Annotated in this window: 19 protein-coding genes and 1 tRNA gene; 9 read left to right on the top strand and 11 right to left on the bottom strand. The window is 67.1% G+C overall.

Features of this window, described 5'->3' with window-relative positions; all coding sequences use genetic code 11:
- The first annotated feature begins 32 nt into the window (after positions 1-32).
- The 3 genes from AC3IS2_RS04760 to AC3IS2_RS04750 all read left to right on the top strand — a co-directional run bounded on the left by AC3IS2_RS04760 (position 33) and on the right by AC3IS2_RS04750 (position 2,148).
- Complete coding sequence (locus AC3IS2_RS04760; protein WP_105564768.1) at positions 33-491, top strand: RidA family protein; 459 nt, start codon at positions 33-35, stop codon at positions 489-491.
- A complete protein-coding gene (locus AC3IS2_RS04755; RefSeq protein WP_489199503.1) occupies positions 488-1,753 on the top strand; it encodes a GNAT family N-acetyltransferase in 1,266 nt (421 codons plus the stop codon). Before AC3IS2_RS04760 ends, AC3IS2_RS04755 begins: the two co-directional genes overlap by 4 nt.
- An 89-nt stretch (positions 1,754-1,842) precedes the next feature.
- Positions 1,843-2,148 carry a CsbD family protein gene (locus AC3IS2_RS04750; RefSeq protein WP_489199502.1) on the top strand — a complete coding sequence of 102 codons (306 nt, stop codon included), beginning with the start codon at positions 1,843-1,845 and terminating at the stop codon, positions 2,146-2,148.
- Between the two features lie 150 nt (positions 2,149-2,298).
- Here the strand turns inward: AC3IS2_RS04750 and AC3IS2_RS04745 are convergent, their stop codons facing one another.
- From AC3IS2_RS04745 to clpS, 3 genes are all read right to left on the bottom strand, one after another.
- Positions 2,299-2,874, bottom strand: a complete 576-nt coding sequence (locus tag AC3IS2_RS04745) for a DUF4287 domain-containing protein (RefSeq protein WP_489199501.1) — start codon at positions 2,872-2,874, stop codon at positions 2,299-2,301.
- Positions 2,875-3,034: 160 nt separating this feature from the next.
- Positions 3,035-5,335, bottom strand: coding sequence for an ATP-dependent Clp protease ATP-binding subunit ClpA (clpA, locus tag AC3IS2_RS04740; RefSeq protein WP_489199500.1), 2,301 nt, complete (start codon positions 5,333-5,335; stop codon positions 3,035-3,037).
- Between the two features lie 11 nt (positions 5,336-5,346).
- Positions 5,347-5,676 carry an ATP-dependent Clp protease adapter ClpS gene (clpS, locus tag AC3IS2_RS04735; protein ID WP_489199499.1) on the bottom strand — a complete coding sequence of 110 codons (330 nt, stop codon included), beginning with the start codon at positions 5,674-5,676 and terminating at the stop codon, positions 5,347-5,349.
- Between the two features lie 155 nt (positions 5,677-5,831).
- Between clpS and AC3IS2_RS04730 the strand changes: the two genes are divergently transcribed.
- Positions 5,832-7,013, top strand: coding sequence for a S41 family peptidase (locus AC3IS2_RS04730; protein WP_489199498.1), 1,182 nt, complete (start codon positions 5,832-5,834; stop codon positions 7,011-7,013).
- Positions 7,014-7,040: 27 nt separating this feature from the next.
- On the opposite strand, the gene AC3IS2_RS04725 is transcribed toward AC3IS2_RS04730, so the two are convergent.
- Positions 7,041-7,511 carry a phasin family protein gene (locus tag AC3IS2_RS04725; protein ID WP_489199497.1) on the bottom strand — a complete coding sequence of 157 codons (471 nt, stop codon included), beginning with the start codon at positions 7,509-7,511 and terminating at the stop codon, positions 7,041-7,043.
- 265 nt (positions 7,512-7,776) lie between these two features.
- Between AC3IS2_RS04725 and AC3IS2_RS04720 the strand changes: the two genes are divergently transcribed.
- A complete protein-coding gene (locus tag AC3IS2_RS04720) occupies positions 7,777-9,246 on the top strand; it encodes a serine hydrolase (protein WP_489199496.1) in 1,470 nt (489 codons plus the stop codon).
- Between the two features lie 6 nt (positions 9,247-9,252).
- Here AC3IS2_RS04720 and AC3IS2_RS04715 read toward each other — a convergent pair whose 3' ends face one another.
- Together AC3IS2_RS04715 and AC3IS2_RS04710 are read right to left on the bottom strand one after the other, a co-directional pair.
- A complete protein-coding gene (locus AC3IS2_RS04715; protein ID WP_489199495.1) occupies positions 9,253-9,819 on the bottom strand; it encodes a DUF2239 family protein in 567 nt (188 codons plus the stop codon).
- Between the two features lie 69 nt (positions 9,820-9,888).
- Positions 9,889-10,245 carry a phage holin family protein gene (locus AC3IS2_RS04710; RefSeq protein WP_489199494.1) on the bottom strand — a complete coding sequence of 119 codons (357 nt, stop codon included), beginning with the start codon at positions 10,243-10,245 and terminating at the stop codon, positions 9,889-9,891.
- Between the two features lie 117 nt (positions 10,246-10,362).
- Here AC3IS2_RS04710 and AC3IS2_RS04705 point away from each other — a divergent pair, with 117 nt between their 5' ends.
- Positions 10,363-10,800, top strand: a complete 438-nt coding sequence (locus AC3IS2_RS04705; RefSeq protein WP_489199493.1) for an HIT family protein — start codon at positions 10,363-10,365, stop codon at positions 10,798-10,800.
- A 54-nt stretch (positions 10,801-10,854) separates the two neighbouring features.
- Positions 10,855-10,930 (top strand) — tRNA-Thr (locus AC3IS2_RS04700).
- A gap of 89 nt (positions 10,931-11,019) precedes the next feature.
- Here the strand turns inward: AC3IS2_RS04700 and AC3IS2_RS04695 are convergent.
- A complete protein-coding gene (locus tag AC3IS2_RS04695; protein WP_489199492.1) occupies positions 11,020-11,157 on the bottom strand; it encodes a hypothetical protein in 138 nt (45 codons plus the stop codon).
- Between the two features lie 231 nt (positions 11,158-11,388).
- On the opposite strand from AC3IS2_RS04695, the gene AC3IS2_RS04690 reads away from it, so the two are divergent.
- Positions 11,389-12,015 (top strand): TetR/AcrR family transcriptional regulator, encoded by a 627-nt coding sequence (locus tag AC3IS2_RS04690; RefSeq protein WP_489199491.1) that lies wholly within the window; start codon positions 11,389-11,391, stop codon positions 12,013-12,015.
- 199 nt (positions 12,016-12,214) lie between these two features.
- Here the strand turns inward: AC3IS2_RS04690 and feoB are convergent, their stop codons facing one another.
- Both feoB and AC3IS2_RS04680 read right to left on the bottom strand, forming a co-directional pair.
- On the bottom strand, positions 12,215-14,086 hold the full coding sequence (gene feoB, locus AC3IS2_RS04685; protein ID WP_489199490.1) for a ferrous iron transporter B: 1,872 nt from the start codon (positions 14,084-14,086) through the stop codon (positions 12,215-12,217).
- Positions 14,086-14,373, bottom strand: coding sequence for a FeoA family protein (locus tag AC3IS2_RS04680; protein WP_489199489.1), 288 nt, complete (start codon positions 14,371-14,373; stop codon positions 14,086-14,088). The genes feoB and AC3IS2_RS04680 overlap by 1 nt, the downstream gene beginning before the upstream one ends.
- A gap of 137 nt (positions 14,374-14,510) precedes the next feature.
- Between AC3IS2_RS04680 and AC3IS2_RS04675 the strand changes: the two genes are divergently transcribed.
- Positions 14,511-15,053 carry a c-type cytochrome gene (locus AC3IS2_RS04675; RefSeq protein WP_489199488.1) on the top strand — a complete coding sequence of 181 codons (543 nt, stop codon included), beginning with the start codon at positions 14,511-14,513 and terminating at the stop codon, positions 15,051-15,053.
- Positions 15,054-15,071: 18 nt separating this feature from the next.
- On the opposite strand, the gene AC3IS2_RS04670 is transcribed toward AC3IS2_RS04675, so the two are convergent.
- Together AC3IS2_RS04670 and AC3IS2_RS04665 are read right to left on the bottom strand one after the other, a co-directional pair.
- Positions 15,072-18,305: an efflux RND transporter permease subunit gene (locus AC3IS2_RS04670; RefSeq protein WP_489200098.1), complete on the bottom strand. Its 3,234-nt coding sequence runs from the start codon at positions 18,303-18,305 to the stop codon at positions 15,072-15,074.
- Positions 18,305-19,432 carry an efflux RND transporter periplasmic adaptor subunit gene (locus AC3IS2_RS04665; protein WP_489199487.1) on the bottom strand — a complete coding sequence of 376 codons (1,128 nt, stop codon included), beginning with the start codon at positions 19,430-19,432 and terminating at the stop codon, positions 18,305-18,307. The genes AC3IS2_RS04670 and AC3IS2_RS04665 overlap by 1 nt, the downstream gene beginning before the upstream one ends.
- Positions 19,433-19,494 lie beyond the last annotated feature (62 nt).

Below are 19,494 nucleotides of genomic sequence, written 5' to 3'. Positions count from 1 at the left end.
CCCCGCTCGAACCCCTCAACGGAGTCTCCGACATGAGCATCCACGCCCGCATCGCCGAACTCGGCATCACCCTGCCGGAACCGGCCAAGCCCGTCGCCAGCTACGTCTCCTACGTCCGCACCGGCAACCAGGTCCTGATCTCGGGCCAGTTGTCGAACGACGCCAACGGCGGCATCAAGGGCACCGTCGGCGTGGACGTGACCCCGGAGCAGGCCGCCGAGGCCGCCCGCCTGTGCGGCATCAACCTGCTGGCCCAGATCAACGCCGCCGTCGACGGCGACCTGGATCGCGTCGTCCGCATCGTCAAGCTGGGCGGCTTCGTCCAGGCCGGACCGGACTTCATCGCCATCCCCGCCGTCATCAACGGCTGCTCGGACCTGATGGTCGAAGTCTTCGGCGACGCAGGCAAGCACGCCCGCTCGGCCGTCGGCGTCTACAAGCTGCCGCTCGGCTTCGCCGTCGAGATCGACGCCATCATCGAGGTGAAGTGAGCTTCACGCTCCAGGTCAACGACGGGATCGCCGACATAGGCCGGGACGCGTGGGACGCCTGCGCGGCCCCAAGCGGCGATCCCTTCGTCTCCTACGACTTCCTGCACGCCTGCGAGGCGTCCGGCAGCGCCGTCCCGTCCCAGGGCTGGGCGGCGCGCCACCTTTCCCTGCACGATGACGACGGCGCCGTGATCGGCGTCATGCCCCTCTATCTGAAGGGGAACAGCCAGGGCGAATACGTCTTCGACCACAGCTGGGCCGACGCCTATCAGCGCGCCGGCGGCCGCTATTATCCCAAGCTTCTGGGCGCCGTGCCTTTTACGCCCGCGACGGGGCCGCGCTTTCTGGTTCGCCCAGCCCCCTCCGTCACCCCGGAAAGCCCGCAGGGCTTATCCGGGGCCGCCCAAGACGCAGACGGCAGCACTTCCGGCGGTCCTGGCTCTGCACTTCGCTCCGGCCGGGATGACAAGGAAGGCGACGCGCGAAGCCACGCGATCAGATCGGCCCTGCTGCAAGGCGCCCTGACCCTGGTCGAGCGCCTCGGCGTCTCCTCCCTGCACGTCAACTTCCCGACCGAGCCGGAATGGCGCGCCATGACCCAGGCGGGCCTGCTGCCGCGCCGCGACATCCAGTTCATCTGGCGCAACGACGGCTACCGGAGCTTCGACGACTTCCTGGCCGCCCTGTCGTCCAATCGCCGCAAGACCATCCGGCGCGAGCGGCGCGAGGCGCAAGCCGGCCTCGACATCCGCGTCCTGACCGGCGCTGACATCACCGAGGCTCACTGGGACGCCTTCTTCGACTTCTACATGGACACCGGCGACCGCAAATGGGGCCGGCCCTATCTGACGCGCGACTTCTTCGCCCGCGTCGGCGCCAGCATGGCCGACCGCATCGCCCTGGTCATGGCCTTCCGGGACGGAACGCCCATCGCCGGGGCCCTGAACTTCATCGGCCGCGACGCCCTCTATGGCCGTCAGTGGGGCGCGCTGGAGGAGGTCCCCTTCCTCCATTTCGAGCTCTGCTATTATCAGGCCATCGATTTCGCCATTTCGCGCGGCCTGTCCCGCGTCGAGGCCGGCGCCCAGGGCGAGCACAAGGTTGCGCGCGGCTACCTGCCCTCCCCCGTCTATTCCGCCCACTGGATCGCCGACCCGGCGCTGCGCGATCCCGTCGCCCGCTACCTCGACAACGAACGCCCGGCGGTCGAGGCCGAGATGCAGGAAATGACCGAGGCGTTGTCGCCATACCGCACCGCCTGACTTTTCGTCGCGACCGCCGCGAAGTCAGGAACCCACGGCAGGGCGAGACGCTTGGGAGAGGAGTCTCCTCCTCACATTCAGGGATCACCATGACCGATCAACGTATCGAAGGCGTCGCGACGGAACTGAAGGGCAAAGCCCAGAGCGGATTCGGCCGCCTGACCGGCGACAGCAAGCTGCAGGTCGAAGGCAGGCTGAACCAGGTGAAGGGCAAGGCGCTGGACGCCTATGGCCGGGTCATCGACGGCCTGGACGGCATGGTCGAGAAGGCCCCGGCCGACCTGCGCGAACCCGCGCGCAAGGGCCTGGATTTCGCCCGCCGCAAACCCCTGCTGACCACCGGCATCCTGGCCGGCGCGGCCATCCTGCTCGGCAGCCTGGGCCGTAAACGCTGATACTCCTTTCCTCCCCACTCGTGGGGAGGGGGACCGCGTAGCGGTGGAGGGGGCGGCGCAGAGTTCACCCGTCGCGTCGCCCCCTCCGTCTCGTCCGCGACGCGTCCGATCCACCTCCCCATTCGCTTTGCGAACAGGGAGGAAAGATCATCAGCCATTCTCGGCCGCCTGTGCGAACAGGCGGCCGATCTCCGCGTCCACCTGATCGGCGACATCCAGTTCGATGGTCGCGGTCAGTCGCTCGGACCAACTTTCGCGCCGCGCCGACGGCGACAGGCGCGGCGAGGCCTCCGAGGCCAGCTTCAATCCCAGCAAGGCCCGACCGCCCTTCAGCGGACGCATGGCCGCGAACTGCACGCTGCGCGAGAAGGCGGTGTAGCCCTTGCGCTGCCCCGAGATGACGCCCTCGATGCCGTCCGCGGCACGCTCGACCGCCTCGAGGATCCCCAGCGAGGCCCGGTCCTTCCACAGCGCCGCGCGCAGGGCTTCCGGCTCGTCCCAGCCGGGGCCGTCGGCGGGGCGGCAGGCGTCGAGGATCTGCGCCGCATAGTTCACGCCGACGCCATGCTCGGCCTTCAGCCAGGCCGCCTGAGCGCGCGGCGCGGTCTCGGGACAGGTCTTCATGATCTCGACCCAGGCGGCCAGCGGCTTGCCGGTGTTCTTCTCCAGATTGGCCTGGACCGTGGCGAACCACTTCTTCTGCCGCTCCGTCAGCACTGCGCTCATGACCTGTCCTCCGTTAGCGCGACCATGCCGTTTCACGCCGGCGCCAGCTACCCTCTCCCGCTCATCCCCGCCTCCGCGGGGATGAGCGGATTGTTGTGCGTGAAAAGAAAAAAAGGCCCGGGCGTTTCCGCCCGGGCCTCTGACCTCGCCCTGACCGAAATCAGGCCGTTTCTTCTTCGTCCTCCTTCACCGCCGCGCCCTTGGTCGGGGTGATGTCGAAGGCGATCTTGCCGTCCTTCAGCTCGACCTTGACGTGGCCGCCGCGGGTCAGGCGGCCGAACAGGATGTCGTCGGCCAGCGGCTTCTTGATGTGCTCCTGGATGACGCGGGCCAGGGGCCGTGCGCCGTACAGTTCATCGAAGCCGTTCTTGGCCAGCCAGTCGGTGGCTTCATCCGTCAGTTCGATGGTGATGTTGCGGTCCGCCAGCTGGGCTTCCAGCTGAAGGATGAACTTGGTCACCACCGAGCGGATCGTCTCGGCGCCAAGAGGCTTGAAGGCCACGATGGCATCCAGGCGGTTGCGGAACTCCGGCGCGAACAGGCGCTGGATGGCCTTGTCGTCCTCGCCCTCGACCTTGCCGCGGCCAAAGCCGATGGAGGCGCGAGCGTTGTCGGCGGCCCCGGCGTTGGTGGTCATGATCAGGATGACGTTCCTGAAATCGACCTTCTTGCCGACGGCGTCGGTCAGGGTCCCGTTGTCCATCACCTGCAACAGGATGTTGTAGACGTCGGGGTGAGCCTTCTCGATCTCGTCCAGCAGCACCACCGAGTGCGGGTGCTGGTCGACGGCGTCGGTCAGCAGACCGCCCTGGTCATGGCCGACATAGCCCGGAGGGGCGCCGATCAGGCGGCTGACCGTGTGGCGCTCCATGTATTCCGACATGTCGAACCGCTGCATCTCGATGCCCAGGGTGGCGGCGAGTTGCTTGGCCACCTCGGTCTTGCCGACGCCGGTCGGGCCGCTGAACAGGAAGGCGCCGATGGGCTTGTTCGGATCGCGCAGACCCGCCCGCGCCAGCTTCATCGCCGAGGAGACCTGATCGATGGCCTGCTCCTGGCCATAGACCGTCCGCTTCAGATCGGCCTCCAGCTCGCGCAGGGATTCCGTGTCCGACTTGGACACAGACTTCGGCGGGATGCGGGCCATCTTGGCGATGACGGCCTCGACCTCTCGCTGACCGATGACCTTCTTGCGCTTGGATTCCGGCAGCAGCATCTGCGACGCCCCCGCTTCGTCGATCACGTCGATGGCCTTGTCCGGCAGCTTGCGGTCGGTGATGTAGCGGGCCGACAGGTCGACGGCCGTGCGAATGGCCGAGTCCGTGTAGCGCAGCTTGTGGTGGTTCTCGTAGGTCGTCTTCAGACCCTTGAGGATCTTCACCGTGTCCTCGATCGTCGGCTCGTTGACGTCGATCTTCTGGAAGCGACGCACCAGGGCGCGGTCCTTCTCGAAGTGCTGGCGGTATTCCTTGTAGGTGGTCGAGCCCATGCAGCGCAGGCTGCCCGACGCCAGGGCCGGCTTCAGCAGGTTGGAGGCGTCCATCGCCCCGCCCGAGGTCGCGCCGGCGCCGATCACCGTGTGGATCTCGTCGATGAACAGGACCGCGTTCTCGTGCGTCTCCAGTTCCTTGACGACCTGTTTCAGACGCTCCTCGAAGTCGCCGCGATAGCGGGTGCCGGCCAGCAGCGCCCCCATGTCGAGCGAGTAGATGGTGGCGTCCTTCAGGACCTCCGGCACCTCGCCGTTGACGATCTTGCGGGCCAGGCCTTCCGCGATCGCGGTCTTGCCGACGCCGGGGTCGCCGACCAGCAGCGGATTGTTCTTGGTCCGGCGGCACAGGATCTGGATCGAGCGTTCGACCTCGGCCTGACGGCCGATCAGCGGGTCGATCTTGCCGTGACGCGCCTTGTCGTTCAGGTCGACGCAGTAGGCCTCCAGAGCCTCTCCGCCCGACTTGACGGCGGCGGCGTCCTCGGCCTCCTCGGGCGAGCCTTTGGCTGGACGGGTCTCGGTCGCGCCCGGCTTCTTGGCGATGCCGTGGGCGATGAAGTTGACCGCGTCATAGCGCGTCATGTCCTGCTCTTGCAGGAAGTAGGCGGCGTGGCTTTCGCGCTCCGAGAAGATGGCGACCAGGACATTGGCGCCCGTCACCTCTTCACGACCCGAGGACTGGACATGGATGACCGCGCGCTGGATCACGCGCTGGAAGCCCGCCGTGGGCTTGGCGTCGTCGCCGTCTGCCGTGGCCAGGGCGGCCAGGTCGTTGTCGACATAGAGGGTCAGCGCCGTCTTCAGCGCCGCCAGATCGACGTTGCAGGCCGTCATGACCGCCGACGCATCCGTGTCGTCGATCAGGGCCAGCAGCAGATGTTCAAGCGTGGCGTATTCGTGCCGGCGCTCGTTCGCATAATGGACCGCGCGGTGCAGGGTCTCTTCGAGAGGACGAGAAAAGGAGGGCATGGGAGATCCTCTCAGTCTTTTTCCATCGTGCATTGCAGAGGGTGCTGGTGACGGCGCGCCGTCTCGACCACCTGGGCGACCTTGGTTTCGGCCACTTCGTAGGTGAAGACGCCGCACACTCCGACGCCATGCTGGTGCACATGCAGCATGATGCGGGTCGCGTCTTCCCGGCTCTTCTGGAAGAACCGTTCCAGCACATAGATGACGAACTCCATCGGCGTGTAGTCGTCATTCAGAATCAGCACTCGATAGAGCGAGGGCCGCTGAAGCTTCGGCTTTGTCTCGGTGACGACGGCGGTGCCTGCGCCTCCGCCTTGTTCACCTGGCCGTCTGGTAGGCATTCGTTGTCCGTCTTCGGGGGGAGTCGATGGATCAGATAGGCAATGATGGCCTGATTTGTAGAGGCGTCCAGTCACGCGTTGCGTGAGCGGCGCTTGAAGCGACGCTTTAGCTCGAGTAACTCGGTTCCATGGGGTGGGAAACGCGTCGATCCGTCATGGCTCTGGCGGCTGGCAGCTTGGCGTCATTCGGCTGCGTTTCCACGTCCCGCCGAGATAATCTCGCCGTTTTCGACGCCGTGTGGAAAACCGTGGACGATTGGTATTTCGATCCGACCATGAACGGTCTGGATTGGACGGCCATCCGGCGTGACTGGCGGCCACGAGCAGAGAAATCGGACGATCAAGCTGCGCTCTATCTGAACGTCCTGGTCCCGGTCCTTGACCTGTTCGAAACCTCGCATGTCGAAATCCGTCCGCCGGGAGTCCTGATGCTGTCGTCAGATCGGGGTTTCAGAATGCCGCGACAGAAACCGGGTCCGTTCTCCCTGATTTCCAGGGCCGACGAAGCCGGAATGGGCGCGAAGCTCACCTGGACGGGCACGGCCTTCGTGGTCGAGGACGTTACATCTCCAGGACAATCCTATGATGCGGGCCTTAGACCCGGCCAGAACGTCAGGCTCACCGGCTTTCGGTTCCTGGACAAGCGGAACCGTGAGATCAAACTGACGGAGACGCCTTCGAACCGAAGCATCACGATCCGATGGCTTCCGAAGCCACCGCCTCCGACGACTGAATGGCGGATGCTCGACAAAGGAACCGCCTACCTTCGCTTCAACGCTTTCGACCGGCCATCCATCGCCTGGGCCATCGCCACCATCCGCCAGGTGGGTGCGGCCGGTCTCGTTGTCGATCTGCGTGACAACACCGGGGGCCTAATCTCAGAGGTCGCGCGGTTCCTGTCGGTATTCTTGCCCTCAGGCAGCGAAATCGGCGTGTTCAAGACCCGACAGGGCGACAACCGAGGCAAGTCGCTGCCTTCCCCCACGACATTTGGGGGACATCTAGCTGTCCTCGTCGGGCCTCGAACGGCCAGCGGCGGCGAAATGACCGCTGCAGCACTTCAGCATGGCTCACGCGCTCGACTTTTCGGCGCCAAAACCGCAGGAGCCGTCCTGGCGTCTCAGACCTTCTCGCTACCTGACGGCGGCAAGCTGACAGTCCCATTTGCCGACTATGTCAGCCCATCAGGAGTTCGCCTCGAGGGACAAGGTCTAGCCCCCGACGTGGAGGCCGTTAGAACTGAGCAAAGCGCTCGGCTAGGCCTCGACCCTGCGCTGCTGGCGGCTTCTCAATGGCTAGGACAGCAAAAAGGCCCCGGCGTTTCCGCCGGGGCCTGATTGTAGGCTTACTGAAAGACGTCAGGCTTAGCGGGCGGCCTGGAAGCTCTCGACGGTCGCGGTGACGCGCTCGTTGATCGGCTTGAAGCTGTCCTTCACCGAGGCGGTGAAGATCTCGGTCGCCTTGCCGAACTGGGCCAGATAGGCCTCAGCGGCCGACTTGGCCCACGAGGTCTGCAGTTCGACCAGTTCCTGCACCGAACGGGCCTGGCTCAGCGACTGGGCGGCGGCGACACCGTCTTCCCAGCTCTTCTTCGAGAAGGCGAGCGTCTCTTGCGACAGGGCCTCGGCGCCCTTCTGGGCGGCGGCGGCCAACTCGACGACGGCTTCGAGGTTCTTCTTGCCGTGGGCGTTCAGCTCGGTCAGCGAGGCGACGGACTTGTCCACGCCTTCGCGGAACGCCTTGGCGCCGGCGGCCTGGATGGATTCAGCCTGGGCCTTGGCCTTGGCGGTGGTCTGTTCGACGGTCTTCTTAACAGTCTCGGCGGCGTCAGCCATTGGGACTCTCCTGAAGCGAAAAAAGGTCTCGCGGCGAACGGCGTTCATCGCGACAGGGGTCATATGGTGCAAGTGCGAAATGACTTCAAGTGAAAATTGTGCGACGCAACATATGAACGGCGATCACCTGAACCGCCCGCGCCGATCACAACTCCGTTGACGGCTTGTTAACCGTCTCGAAACCCACCGGTCCGATGTTAGCATTTGTAACGCGCGGTGATCAGGGTCGTCTTCGCGCCACAGTGACGAGGCTAGTAGATTGACCATGAACGCTGCATTCCGCCGTCGCTTCCTGGCCGCCCTGGTTCTGGGCGGCGTGGTCCTCACGCCCGCCCTCGGCGCGCCGCCGCCGGTGGCGCAGTCCTCGGATAATTCGCGTTACGCCTCCATCGTGGTCGACGCCGCCTCGGGCGAGGTGCTGTTCTCGCGCTTCGCCGACGCGCGGCGCTATCCCGCCTCGATCACCAAGGTCATGACCCTGTACCTGACGTTCGAGGCGCTGGAGTCGGGCAAGGTCAAGCTGACCGACAACCTGACCGTCTCGCCGCGCGCCGCCTCGCAGCCGCCGTCGAAGCTGGGCCTGGCCGCCGGTCAGTCGATCAGCCTGGAAGACGCCATGAAGGCCACGGCTGTCCGCAGCGCCAACGACATGGCCGTGGTCCTGGCCGAGCACATCGGCGGCTCCGAAGCCCAATTCACCGCCCGCATGACGGCCAAGGCCCGCGAACTAGGCATGGACCACACCCGGTTCACCACCGCCAACGGCCTGCCCGACACGCGCCAGGCGACGACCGCCCGCGATCTGTCGATCCTCAGCCGCGCAGTGATGCGCGACTTCCCGCAATACTACCGCTACCTCGGCCTGCACGACTGGTTCTACAACGGCCGCGACTACCGCAACACCAACGGCCTGCTGGCCAGCGGACGCGGCTATGACGGCATCAAGACCGGGTTCACCAACGCCTCGGGCTATAATCTCGCCGCATCCTCGGTGCGCGACGGCAAGCGGATCATCACCATCGTCATGGGCGGCCGCTCGACCAAGAGCCGCAACGACCACGTCGCGGAACTGATGGACACCGGCTTCGAAGTTCAAAATCGACGCGGTCAGGGCGAGCGTATCCAGATCGCCCAGAATTTCTTTGAACAGCGCGGCTTCGGCGTCAGCGTCGATCCGAACCCGCCGGTCGAATACGCCTCGGCCTCGGAAGAGGACGGCGAAGGCGTCGGCTCGACCGCCGCGGCCTATGTCGCCGGCCCGCCCCCGCGCACGCTGCCGACCGAAGTGACGCCTCCGCCGTCGGCACGTGCGGCGGCCGCGACGCCCCGCGCCGCCACGCCCCGCGCCACGGCGCCGGTTCAGCGCGCCGAAGCCCCCCGCACGCCGGAGAACCTGACCGCCTCGCTCAATGGCGGAACGACGGCGACCACGCGCCGCACGTCATCCTCGGCCGCCGCACCGACGCGCGCCCCGACCCGTGAAGCCGCCCGCCCGTCTGCCGGCCGCTGGACCGTGCAGGTCGGCGCCTTCCGCGACGAGGCTGTCGCCCGCGACTGGCTGAACGATGTCAGCCGCCGCTTCCGCACCCAGTTCACCGAGGCCCAGCGCGACGTTCAGAACGCCGACGGCTGGTATCGCTCGCGCTTCACCGGCATGACCCAGGCCGCCGCGGAGGCCGCCTGCGAAACCCTGGGCGAGCGCCGCGTCACCTGCATGGTCATCCGTCCGAGCTAGGCCGCCTCAGCGACCTAGACCGTTGCGCCAGCTGCCCTCGGCCAGACGCCGGGCGTAGTCGCGCACATTGGCGGGCCACGGGTCGATCGCAGCGTCGAAGGCGACCCAATCGCCCGCGAACAGCATCCGCGTCGCCTCTTCATAGCCGGGCTGATCGCCCGCCACGGCGGTCATGAAGCGATAGGCGGCCTCGCGGCTGCGACGCACCCGGTCCGGACCATCGGCCTCGCGCAGGGCGTTCTCGACCAGCTTGCGCAGCGCCACCGACGCCCCGCCCGGCTGAGCCGCCAGCCAGTCCCAGTGCCGCGGCAGCAAGGTCACTTCGCGCGCCGTCACGCCCAGCTTGGGACGGCCCGGCCCGCGCTTCTCGATGATCTCGGACGGAAGCCGCGCCAGCACAGCAGCCAGATCGCCGCGCAGGTCAAACTCGACCGGACGCGCGTCGGCGTCGTCGAAAACCAGAACCGCCTCGCCCGCGTCATGTGCCGCCTTCACGACGGCCACAACCTGGGACGGCGCGCCCGAGGCGATCAGGCGGTCCCCGGCGAAAGCGGTGCAGGTTGCGGTCGTCATCGTCTCTCCCCGAAAAGGTCGAGAAAATTTATCCGGGCGAAATAGCCGGGTCAATATTGCCCGGATTATTTATCGCGCACGTTCGCCCTCGCCGAACAGCGAGGCGGCGATCCAGCTGACCAGGCCCGTGACGATGGCCACGCCGATCCCGGCCCAGAAGCCGTTGACGACGAATCCGCCCAGGAACCAGGCCGTCAGTCCGATCATCGCTGCATTCACCACCAGCAGGAACAGACCGAAGGTCACGATCGTCAGCGGCAGGGTCAGGATGATCATGATCGGCCGCACGATAGCGTTGACCAGTCCGAGAATGACCGCCGCCGCGACCAGCGACCCGGTCGAGGTGAAGTCCACCCCCGGCACGACCTTGGCCGACAGCCACAGACCCAGGGCCGTGACGACAGCCTGAACGATGAAACGCAGCATGGAACGCAAATCTCCGATGAACCTTGACCATATAGTGCGTCAGATCGCGTTCCGCTCCCGTGCGAAATCGGCCCTGCCCTGCTAGCCTCGCTCCGACACCTCTGACGGAGCCTCCCCATGAGCCTTCACGGCGCCTACGACCCCGACAACATCTTCGCCAAGATCCTGCGCGGCGAGATCCCCAGCGTGAAGGTGTGGGAAGACGACGACGTCCTGGCCTTCATGGACGTCTTCCCCCAGTCCGAGGGGCACGTGCTGGTGGTGTCCAAGACCTCGCGGGCGCGGACCCTGCTGGAGGTCGAACCCGCCGTGCTGGCGACACTGACCGCCGCCGTCCAGCGCACCGCCCGCGCCGTTGAAAAGGCGCTGACGCCTGATGGCCTCAGCCTGATGCAGTTCAACGGCGAAGCCGGGGGCCAGACCGTCTTCCACCTGCATTTCCATATCGTCCCGCGCTGGGCCGACCGCGCCATGAAGGGCCATGGCCACGCCCCCATGGCCGACGCCGAGCATCTAAAGGCCCTGGCCGCCCGCATCGCCGCCGAACTGGACTAATGCGGCTTTTCCCCGCTTGCCTCCGTCGCGCCGGGCCAGCATAAGGCGCGCAACGCCGGTTTAGCTCAGTTGGTAGAGCGCCAGTTTTGTAAACTGGATGTCGCGGGTTCGATTCCTGCAACCGGCACCATCAATTTGCATTGCTGACCGCCGTTCGCCAAACTTCCTTCTCTTGGAGGAGGAAAGCATGTTCGTCACCCTGGCCGCCATCGCCGTGCTTCAGACAGCTCCGACCGCAGGGGCGCCCGAAGCCTGAACCCCGCCGACGCCCCCTGTCGCGACGGCGCGCGCGACCTCCAGACAGCCCAGCCGCCCGCGCCCTGTCTGCCAGAACAGGCCTCGGACAGGATCGGTCATCAGGCGTGAAATCTGCGTGCCGGCTCAACAGGCCTCTTCGCAACAAAGCGTCGCCAAGCAATATATCGAAGAAGTCACCGCCGGGATCGCTCATGAGGAACTGCCTCTGGGAGGCGGAGCCCCCCGGTAGTCGCGCGGCGGGAACCGGGACATTCAGGCCGCTGGCCTTCGCCATCCCGCGCACGCTATAGGCTGCCGCTAACGACACCTGTATCCGGCCGCCTCCTCCCCATGTCCGAGACGACCAACAAGCTGGGCCACAAGATCGGGACGCGCGGCGCGCGCACCCGACGAGCCATCCTCGACGCCCTGCGCGGCCTGCTGAACCATAAGCACTTGGGTGAAATCCGCGCCGCCGACGTGGCGCTGGCGGCGGGCGTCTCCGCCCCGACCTTCTACACCTATTTCAAGTCAGTCGAGGAAGGGCTGCTGGTCCTCTGCGAAGAGGCGGGCGAGGACTTCCAGCGCCTGGCCAAGCATATCCACGCCGACTGGACCGGCGACCGCGCCTTCGAGGCCGTTCGCGCCTATGTGCTGGAGGTTCTGGCCCTGTGGAACGACCACGGGCCGGTGCTGCGGGTCGAGCACATGCTGGCCGACAAGGGCGAGCCGGACTTCGCCGAGAGCCGCATCAAGCGGATGCGCCGACTGCACCTGGCGCTGGAGCGCCGCATCGCCCAGGCCAAGGCCAACGGCCATCACCCCGAGGGGCTGAGTCCGCGCCTGACTTCCTATGAAACCGCCAATCTGGTGGAATCCGTCGCCGCCGGATTCGCCCTGATGCGCCGGGCTGACACGGCTGAGGCCATCATCGATACGACGGCGCATATCGTGGTGAAGCTAACTACCGGAAGGTAGTTCCCCTCTCGCCCAACTCACATCGCTCATCCCGGCGAAGGCCGGGGTCCAGATGCAAGCGCGTTGGGCTAAATGAAAACTGCGATAGCGCCTTCAGGAGCAGGCCGAACGTCCTACAATCTGGATCCCGGCCTTCGCCGGGATGAGCGGAGGCAGAGCGCCTCAAGCAGCGCGAAGCGCGTCAGGCCACTAGAGACCCTCAGCCCCCGCCCAGCGCCACGGCCGTGTGATAGACGATGAAGGCCGCCAGATAGGCCAGGCCGAACAGATAGCCGACCATGATCAGGGTCCACTTCAGCGAGCCCGTCTCGCGGCGGACCACGCCGAGCGTCGGCAGGCACTGGGGCGCGAAGACGTACCAGGCCAGGAAGGCCAGGCCCGTGGCCAGCGACCAGTCGGCCGACAGGACCGAGGCCAGAGCGCCGACGTTCTCCTCGGCCCCTGCGACGGCATAGACCGTGCCCAGGACCGCCACGGCGACTTCGCGCGCGGCCATGCCGGGCACCAGGGCCACGACCATCTGCCAGCTGAAGCCGATGGGGGCGAAGATAGGCTCCAGCGCCTTGCCGATCATGCCGGCGAAGGAATAGTCGATGGCCGGCCCCGTCGCGCCTTCCGGCGGATAGGGGAAGGTCGCCAGCGCCCAGACGATGATCATCAGCGGCAGAATGATCTTGCCCGCGCGGCGCATGAAGATCTTGGCGCGCAGCCACAGATTGAACAGCACGCTCTTGATGTCGGGCATCTTGTAGGCGGGCAGCTCCATCATGAAGGGCTCGACCGCCCCGCGCCAGAAGACCTTGCGGACCACCAGCGAGACCAGCAGCGCGCTGATGATCCCGGCGGCGTAGAGGCCGAACATCACCAGACCTTGCAGGCTGACGAAGCCCCACACCGTCTCGTTCGGAATGAAGGCGGCGATGATCAGGACATAGACCGGAATCCGCGCCGAACAGGTCATCAGCGGCGCGATCAGGATGGTGGTCAGCCGGTCGCGCTTCGCCTCGATCACCCGCGTCGCCATGATGCCGGGGATGGCGCAGGCGAAGCTGGACAGCAGGGGAATGAAGGCCCGGCCGTGCAGCCCGGCCCCGCCCATGATCTTGTCCATCAGGAAGGCCGCGCGGGCCATGTAGCCGAAGTCTTCCAGCACGATGATGAACAGAAAGATGATCAGGATCTGCGGCAGGAAGACCAGCACGCTGCCGACCCCGCCGATCAGGCCGTCGACAACCAGGCTTTGCAGCAGACCGTCCGGCAAGACCGTCGCCACCCAGCCGCCGACCAGGGCGAAGAAGGCCTCAATGCCGTCCATCGCGGGCGTGGCCCAGGTAAACACCGCCTGGAACATGACGAACAGGATGCCCAGCAGGATCGCCAGGCCCGCGACCGGGTGCAGCAGGACGCTGTCGATCTTGCCCGTCAGGGTGTCAGGCCGCTCGGGCGGACGGACGCAGACCTTCATGATGCGCTCGGCCTCGCGGTGAGCGGCGCGGATCTCGGCGGCGGACGGAGCGTGCCATTCGCTGCCGGTCTCGCCGACAGCCCGATCGGCCTGGGTCTGAGCGGCGGCCACCAGTTCGGCGATGCCGCGCTTGCGCGTCGCCACGGTCGTGACCACAGGCGCGCCGATCTCGGCCGACAGCTTCTCCAGGTCGATGCGCAGGCCCTGACGCTGGGCGATGTCGAACATGTTGAGGGCCAGCACCATCGGCCGCCCAACCTGTTTCAGCTCCAGCGCCAGGCGCAGCACCAGACGCAGGTTGGTGGCGTCGGCGACGCAGACCACGACGTCCGGCGGCGTCTCGCCCGGCAAGGCGCCCAGAACAGCGTCGCGCGTGACTTCCTCGTCCAGGCTGCGCGCCCGCAGGGAATAGGTGCCCGGCAGATCCAGCACCGACAGGGTGCGGCCGTCAGCGGCGGTGATCCGCCCCTCTTTCCGCTCGACGGTGACGCCAGCGTAGTTGGCGACCTTCTGATGGGCGCCGGTCAGGGCGTTGAACAGGGCGGTCTTGCCGCTGTTGGGATTGCCGACCAGGGCGATACGGGCGGTGCGAACGGCCATGTCCATCAGACGGCTCCCCCATTCTGGTGGTGACTGTCCAGGCGGATCGTCAGACTGGCGGCCTCATGCCGACGCAGGGCCACGCGCATGTCGTCCACTTTCAGGGCGATGGGGTCGCGACCGAACAGGCCTTCGTGCAGAAGTTCGACGTGGGCGCCCTCGACGAAGCCCAGCTCCAGCAGGCGGCGCTCCAGTTCGACCTCATGGTCCTGATGGTGGCAGTGGGCGCCGACCTGAACAATGACGCCGCGATCGCCGCGGCGGGCCTGGCTGAGTTTGATGGTGTCGGTCATGGCGCTCATTGACGACGGCGCCCAGCGCCGCTCACTTATGTTGACAGTGATTATCAGCTGCGAACGGTTCGCGTCCAGTAACGATAACCGACGCCGTTGCGACCAAACGCCCATCGGCTATCACGGCGGATAGGTCTATGGAGTTCACCATGCGCACCGTCCTGACCCTTTCCGTCCTGACCGCCTCGCTGGCTCTGGCCGCCTGCGGCGACAACGCCGCGCCTGCCGCCGAGGCCACGGCCAAGGCGCCGAGGCCGCCCGCGCTCACCGAGGCGGAGAAGGTCGCGCTGCTGGCCTCCCTGCCCGCCCCCTACAACGCCGGCGACCTTGAGAACGGCCGTCGCGCCTTCGCTCGCTGCCGCTCGTGCCACACGATCACGCCGGGCGGGCCGAACATGACCGGACCGAACCTCTACGGCGTCTTTGGCCGTGAGGCCGGCGCCGACGCCAAGTTCAGCTATTCGCACGCCATGCGGGCGGCGGGCTTCACCTGGGACGCCGACAAGCTGGACCACTGGCTGCAGAACCCGCGCACCTTCCTGCCCGGCAACAAGATGACCTATCCCGGCCTGCCTGACGCCGACGACCGCCGGGACGTCATCGCCTTCCTCAAGGTGGAGACGGGCTACAAGCCGGAAACGGCGAAGGCCGCCGCTCCCGCGACGGCCCCCGCTTCCTGATAGCTCTACCAGAACGGCCTACCCCGGCGTCATGTCCGGGGTCTTGCCCTCGGCGACCTCCTGGGCCTCCCATTCCTCGATCTTGCGGGCGGTCCATTCCGGCGACTTGGTGAAGCGCGCCAGCACGCCATAGATGACCGGCACCACGAACAGGGTCAGCATGGTGGCGAAGATCGCCCCCGTGAAAATGACCACGCCGATGGTCTGGCGGCTGCCCGCCCCCGCGCCTTGCCACAGCATCAGCGGCAGGGCGCCAAAGGCGGTGGCGATCGAGGTCATAATGATCGGACGCAGGCGAAGGCTGGACAACTCGATGATCGCCTCGCGGATGCTTCGCCCCTGATCGCGCAGCTGGTTGGCGAACTCGACGATCAGGATGCCGTTCTTGGCCGCCACCCCGATCAGGATGATCAGGCCGATCTGGCTGTAGATGTTCAGGCTGGAGCCCGCCATCAACAGGCCGAACAGCCCGCCCGCCGCCGCCAGAGGCACGGTCAGCATGATGACCGCCGGCGTGATCCAGCTCTCGAACTGAGCCGCCAGCACCAGGAAGACCAGCAGCAGGGCCAGGGCGAAGGCCCAGCCCACGGCGCTGCCCGCCTCCTGCTGATCGCGCGCCGCGCCGCCCCAGCGGATCGTAGTCGCGCCCTGCGGCTGCTTGGCGACCTCGGCGTTCAGGAAGTTGATCGCGTCGTCGATGGTCGTGCCGGGGTTGAGATCGGCCTGCAGCGAGATGGCCCGCTGGCGGTCCAGTCGGCGACGGTCAGGCGTATCGCCCGAGGTCTGGGTCGTGACCACCGCCGACAGCGGCACCAGTTGGCCCGCGCCGGTCGAGACATAGAGGGCCTCAAGGTCGGCGACCTCGCGGCGGTTGTCGCGCTCGGTCTGCAGGATGACGTCGTATTCCTGGCCGCCCTTGATGTAGGTCGTGGCGCGGCGGGAACCGAACATGGTCTCCAGGGTGCGGCCGATCTGCTGCGAGGACACGCCCAGGGCCGCCGCCTTCTGCGGATCGACATCGACCAGCAGGCGCGGCGCGTTCGGCTCATAGTTCAGACGCGGACGCGAGAAGCCGGGGTTCTCCTGCGCCGCCGCCAGGATGGGCTGTAGCCAGTTGTAGATCGTGCTGTACTCGGCCCCGGTGACGATCATCTCGACCGAGTTGGAGTTGCCGCCGCCGCGCTGGAAGGCGCCGGGGGTCGAGGCGTTGACCTGGGCGTCGGTCTGGCCGCGCAGCTTGCCGTTCAGCTCCTGCGCGATCTCGTCGGCCGAACGCTTGCGCTCGGACCAGTCCTTCAGCGTCAGGCTGGCGTTGCCGGAATTGTAGCCGCTGCCGCCCCAGCCAGGCGCCGAGACCAGATAGGAGTCGACCTCGCCGTTGGCCTTGTACTCCGCCAGGATCGGCTCCAGCCCCAGCATGATCTTGCGGGTGTAGTCATAGCCCGCGCCTTCCGGCCCCTGAACACGAATGCCGACGCGGCCCCGGTCCTCGGACGGCACCAGTTCGTTGGGCAGGGTCAGGAAGATGCCTCCCGCCCCGGCCGCGACCAGAAGGATCAGGCCGATCACCCCGCCGACGGCGACGCGGCGGCCCAGCAGGGCGTTCAGCGAGTTGGCGTAGGAGGTCTTCAGCGCCTCCATGGCCCGATCGACTCGACGCGCCACCCAGCCGCCGGTCTGCGCCGGCTTCAGGATCTTGGACGCCAGCATGGGCGACAGGCTCAACGCCAGGAAGGCCGAGAAGGCCACGGCCGCGGCGATGGCCGCCGCCAGCTCCACGAACAGACGACCGACGTATCCGGGCAGGAACAGCAGCGGCGCGAACACCGACAGCAGCACCACGGTCGTCGCCACGACGGCGAAGAAGACCTGGCGCGCGCCGCGCTCGGCGGCGATCAGGGGCGGCTCGCCGTGGTCCAGGCGCCGCTGGATGTTCTCGACCACGACGATGGCGTCATCGACCACCAGGCCGATGGCCAGCACCAGGGCCAGCAGGGTCAGAAGGTTCAGCGAGAAGCCCAGCGGAGCCAGGACGATGAAGGTCGCCAGCAGGCAGATGGGCGCCACCACCGAAGGGATGATCGCCGCCCGCAGGCTGCCCAGGAAGATGAAATTGACCAGGGCCACCAGCGCCATCGAAATGCCGATGGTGATCCAGACCTCGTCGATGGCGTGGGCGGTGAAGACCGAGTTGTCCGACCCGACTTCCAGCGTCGTGCCGGGCGGCAGGGTCGGGCGCACCTGTTCCATCAGGGCGCGCGCGCCCTCGGAAATGGCCAGGTCGTTCGACTGGGCCTGGCGGGTGACGGCCAGACCGATCTGGTCGATGCCGTTGCCGCGGAACAGGCGACGCGCCTCGGCGGGGGCTTCCTCAATCCGGGCGATGTCGCCCAGACGCGTGACATAGGCGGCGTTGCCCAGCAGGGGGCCGGTCACGCCGTTGGTCATGGCGGTCGTGGCGGCGGCCAGAGTGCCCGAGCTTTGCGCGCCCGTCGCCGTCGAGGCCGAGCCGCGTGTGCCGATCGGCAGCTGGGCGAAGTCGGCGGGCCGCGCATAGGTGCGGGCGACGCGGACGGTGTAGTCCTTCTGGGTCGACTCCAGCGAACCGGCGGGCAGTTCGACGTTCTGGTTCGTCAGCGCCGTCTCGACATCGCTGACCGTCAGGCCGCGCGCGGCCATGGCGGCGGCGTCCAGCCATATGCGCATGGCGTAGCGCTGCTCGCCGAAGATCTGCACCTGGGCCACGCCCGGCACGGTGGCGAAGCGGTCGACCAGATAGCGGTCGGCGTAGTCCGTCAGCTCCAGCCGGTTCATGGTCGTGGAGCGCAGGAACAGGATCATGATCGGCTGGCTGTCGGAATCAGCCTTGGCCACCTCCGGCGGGTCGGCCTGATCCGGCAGACGGCCCTGGACGCGCGAGACGCGGTCGCGCACGTCGTTGGCGGCGTCGTCGATATTGCGGTCCAGCGAGAACTCGATGTTCACGTTCGACCGGCCGTCGCGGCTGGACGAGTTGATGCGCTCGACGCCCTGGATGCCGGCGATCTGCTGCTCGATCGGCTCAGTGATCCGGCTCTCGATCACCTCGGCCGAGGCGCCCGCGTAACTGGTGCTGACCGAGACGACCGGCGGGTCGACGTCTGGCAGTTCGCGCACGGGCAGGAAGAAGAAGGCCGCCAGACCGATCACGCACAGGACGATGGCCGCCACCGCCGCAAAGACGGGGCGCCGGACCGAGAGATCAGACAGCATCATTTGCGGGCCGCCGGAGCTGCGTTCGCGCCGCCCTTCTTGCCGCCGACGCGAACAGGCGCGCCCGGCTGGATGCGGTTCAGGCCCGAGGCGACGACGCGGTCGTTGTTGGACAGGCCCGACAGGATCTCGACGTAGCCGCCCTCGACGGCGCCGGTCTGGACCTCGACGCGCTGGGCGGTCGCGCCGTTCTCGCCGGGTGCGATGCGATAGACGAAGGCGCCCTGTCCCTCATACTGGACGGCGGCTTCGGGCACCGACAGGCTCTGGCGACGGCCCTGGTGCACGGCGACCCGCATCATCATCCCCGGACGGATGCGATTGCCCGGGTTGGCGAACTCGGCGCGGGCGATGACGGCGCGGGTCTGCTCGTTCACGCGCGTGTCCAGCAGGGCGATGCGGCCCGAGACCGTCTCGTCGGCATAGGCGTCAGCCGTGGCGCTCAGCGGCGTCCCGACCTGCAGCACGCCCAGATAGCGTTCCGGCAGGGGGAAATCGACGCGAATGGCGCTGGTGTCGTCCAGGGTGGTGATGACCGATCCGGGCGAGATCAGCGTCCCCGGCGTCACCGTGGTCAGCCCCAGAACCCCGGCGAAAGGCGCGCGCAGAACGCGGTCGCCGCGACGGGCTTCCGATGCTGCCACGGCGGCACGGGCGGTCTGCAGGGCGGTTTCGGCGGTCTCGGCGGTCACGCGCGGAGCCACGCCACGTTCGGCCAGAATCTTGAAGCGGTCGTATTCGCGCTGGGCCTGGGCCAGTTGGGCCCGCGCCTGGATCAGGTCGGCGTCTTCCTCGCGCGCCTGCAGCTCGACCAGGGGCGCGCCCGCCGCGACCCGCTGGCCGTCGGTGAACATGACGCGGGTGATCAGTTCGCTGGTGTTGGAGGTGATGTTGACCGAGCGCTTGCTGCGGGCCACGCCCAGAACCCGGATCTGATCCGCGAACTCACGCGGGGTCGCGATGGCTTCAGCCACCGCCTGACCGCGTCCGCCGCCAGGACCGCCCCGTCCGCCGGGGCCGCCGCCGCCCTTGCTGTCGTCAGCGAAGGCGATTTTCAGAACCGCCGCCAGGACCATCAGCCCCACCAGACAAGCCGCCGCGATAATGAAAAAATGGCGTTTGAACACGCGACGCAGTCTCCCCGACAACAAGCGGTCCCGCTTAGCGGGTCATGGCCGTTACGCAAATA

Source organism: Brevundimonas sp. KH_025, assembly GCF_057839885.1.
The sequence above is the reverse complement of the archived record's forward strand: the minus strand, read 5'-3'. Positions and strand labels throughout refer to the sequence as shown.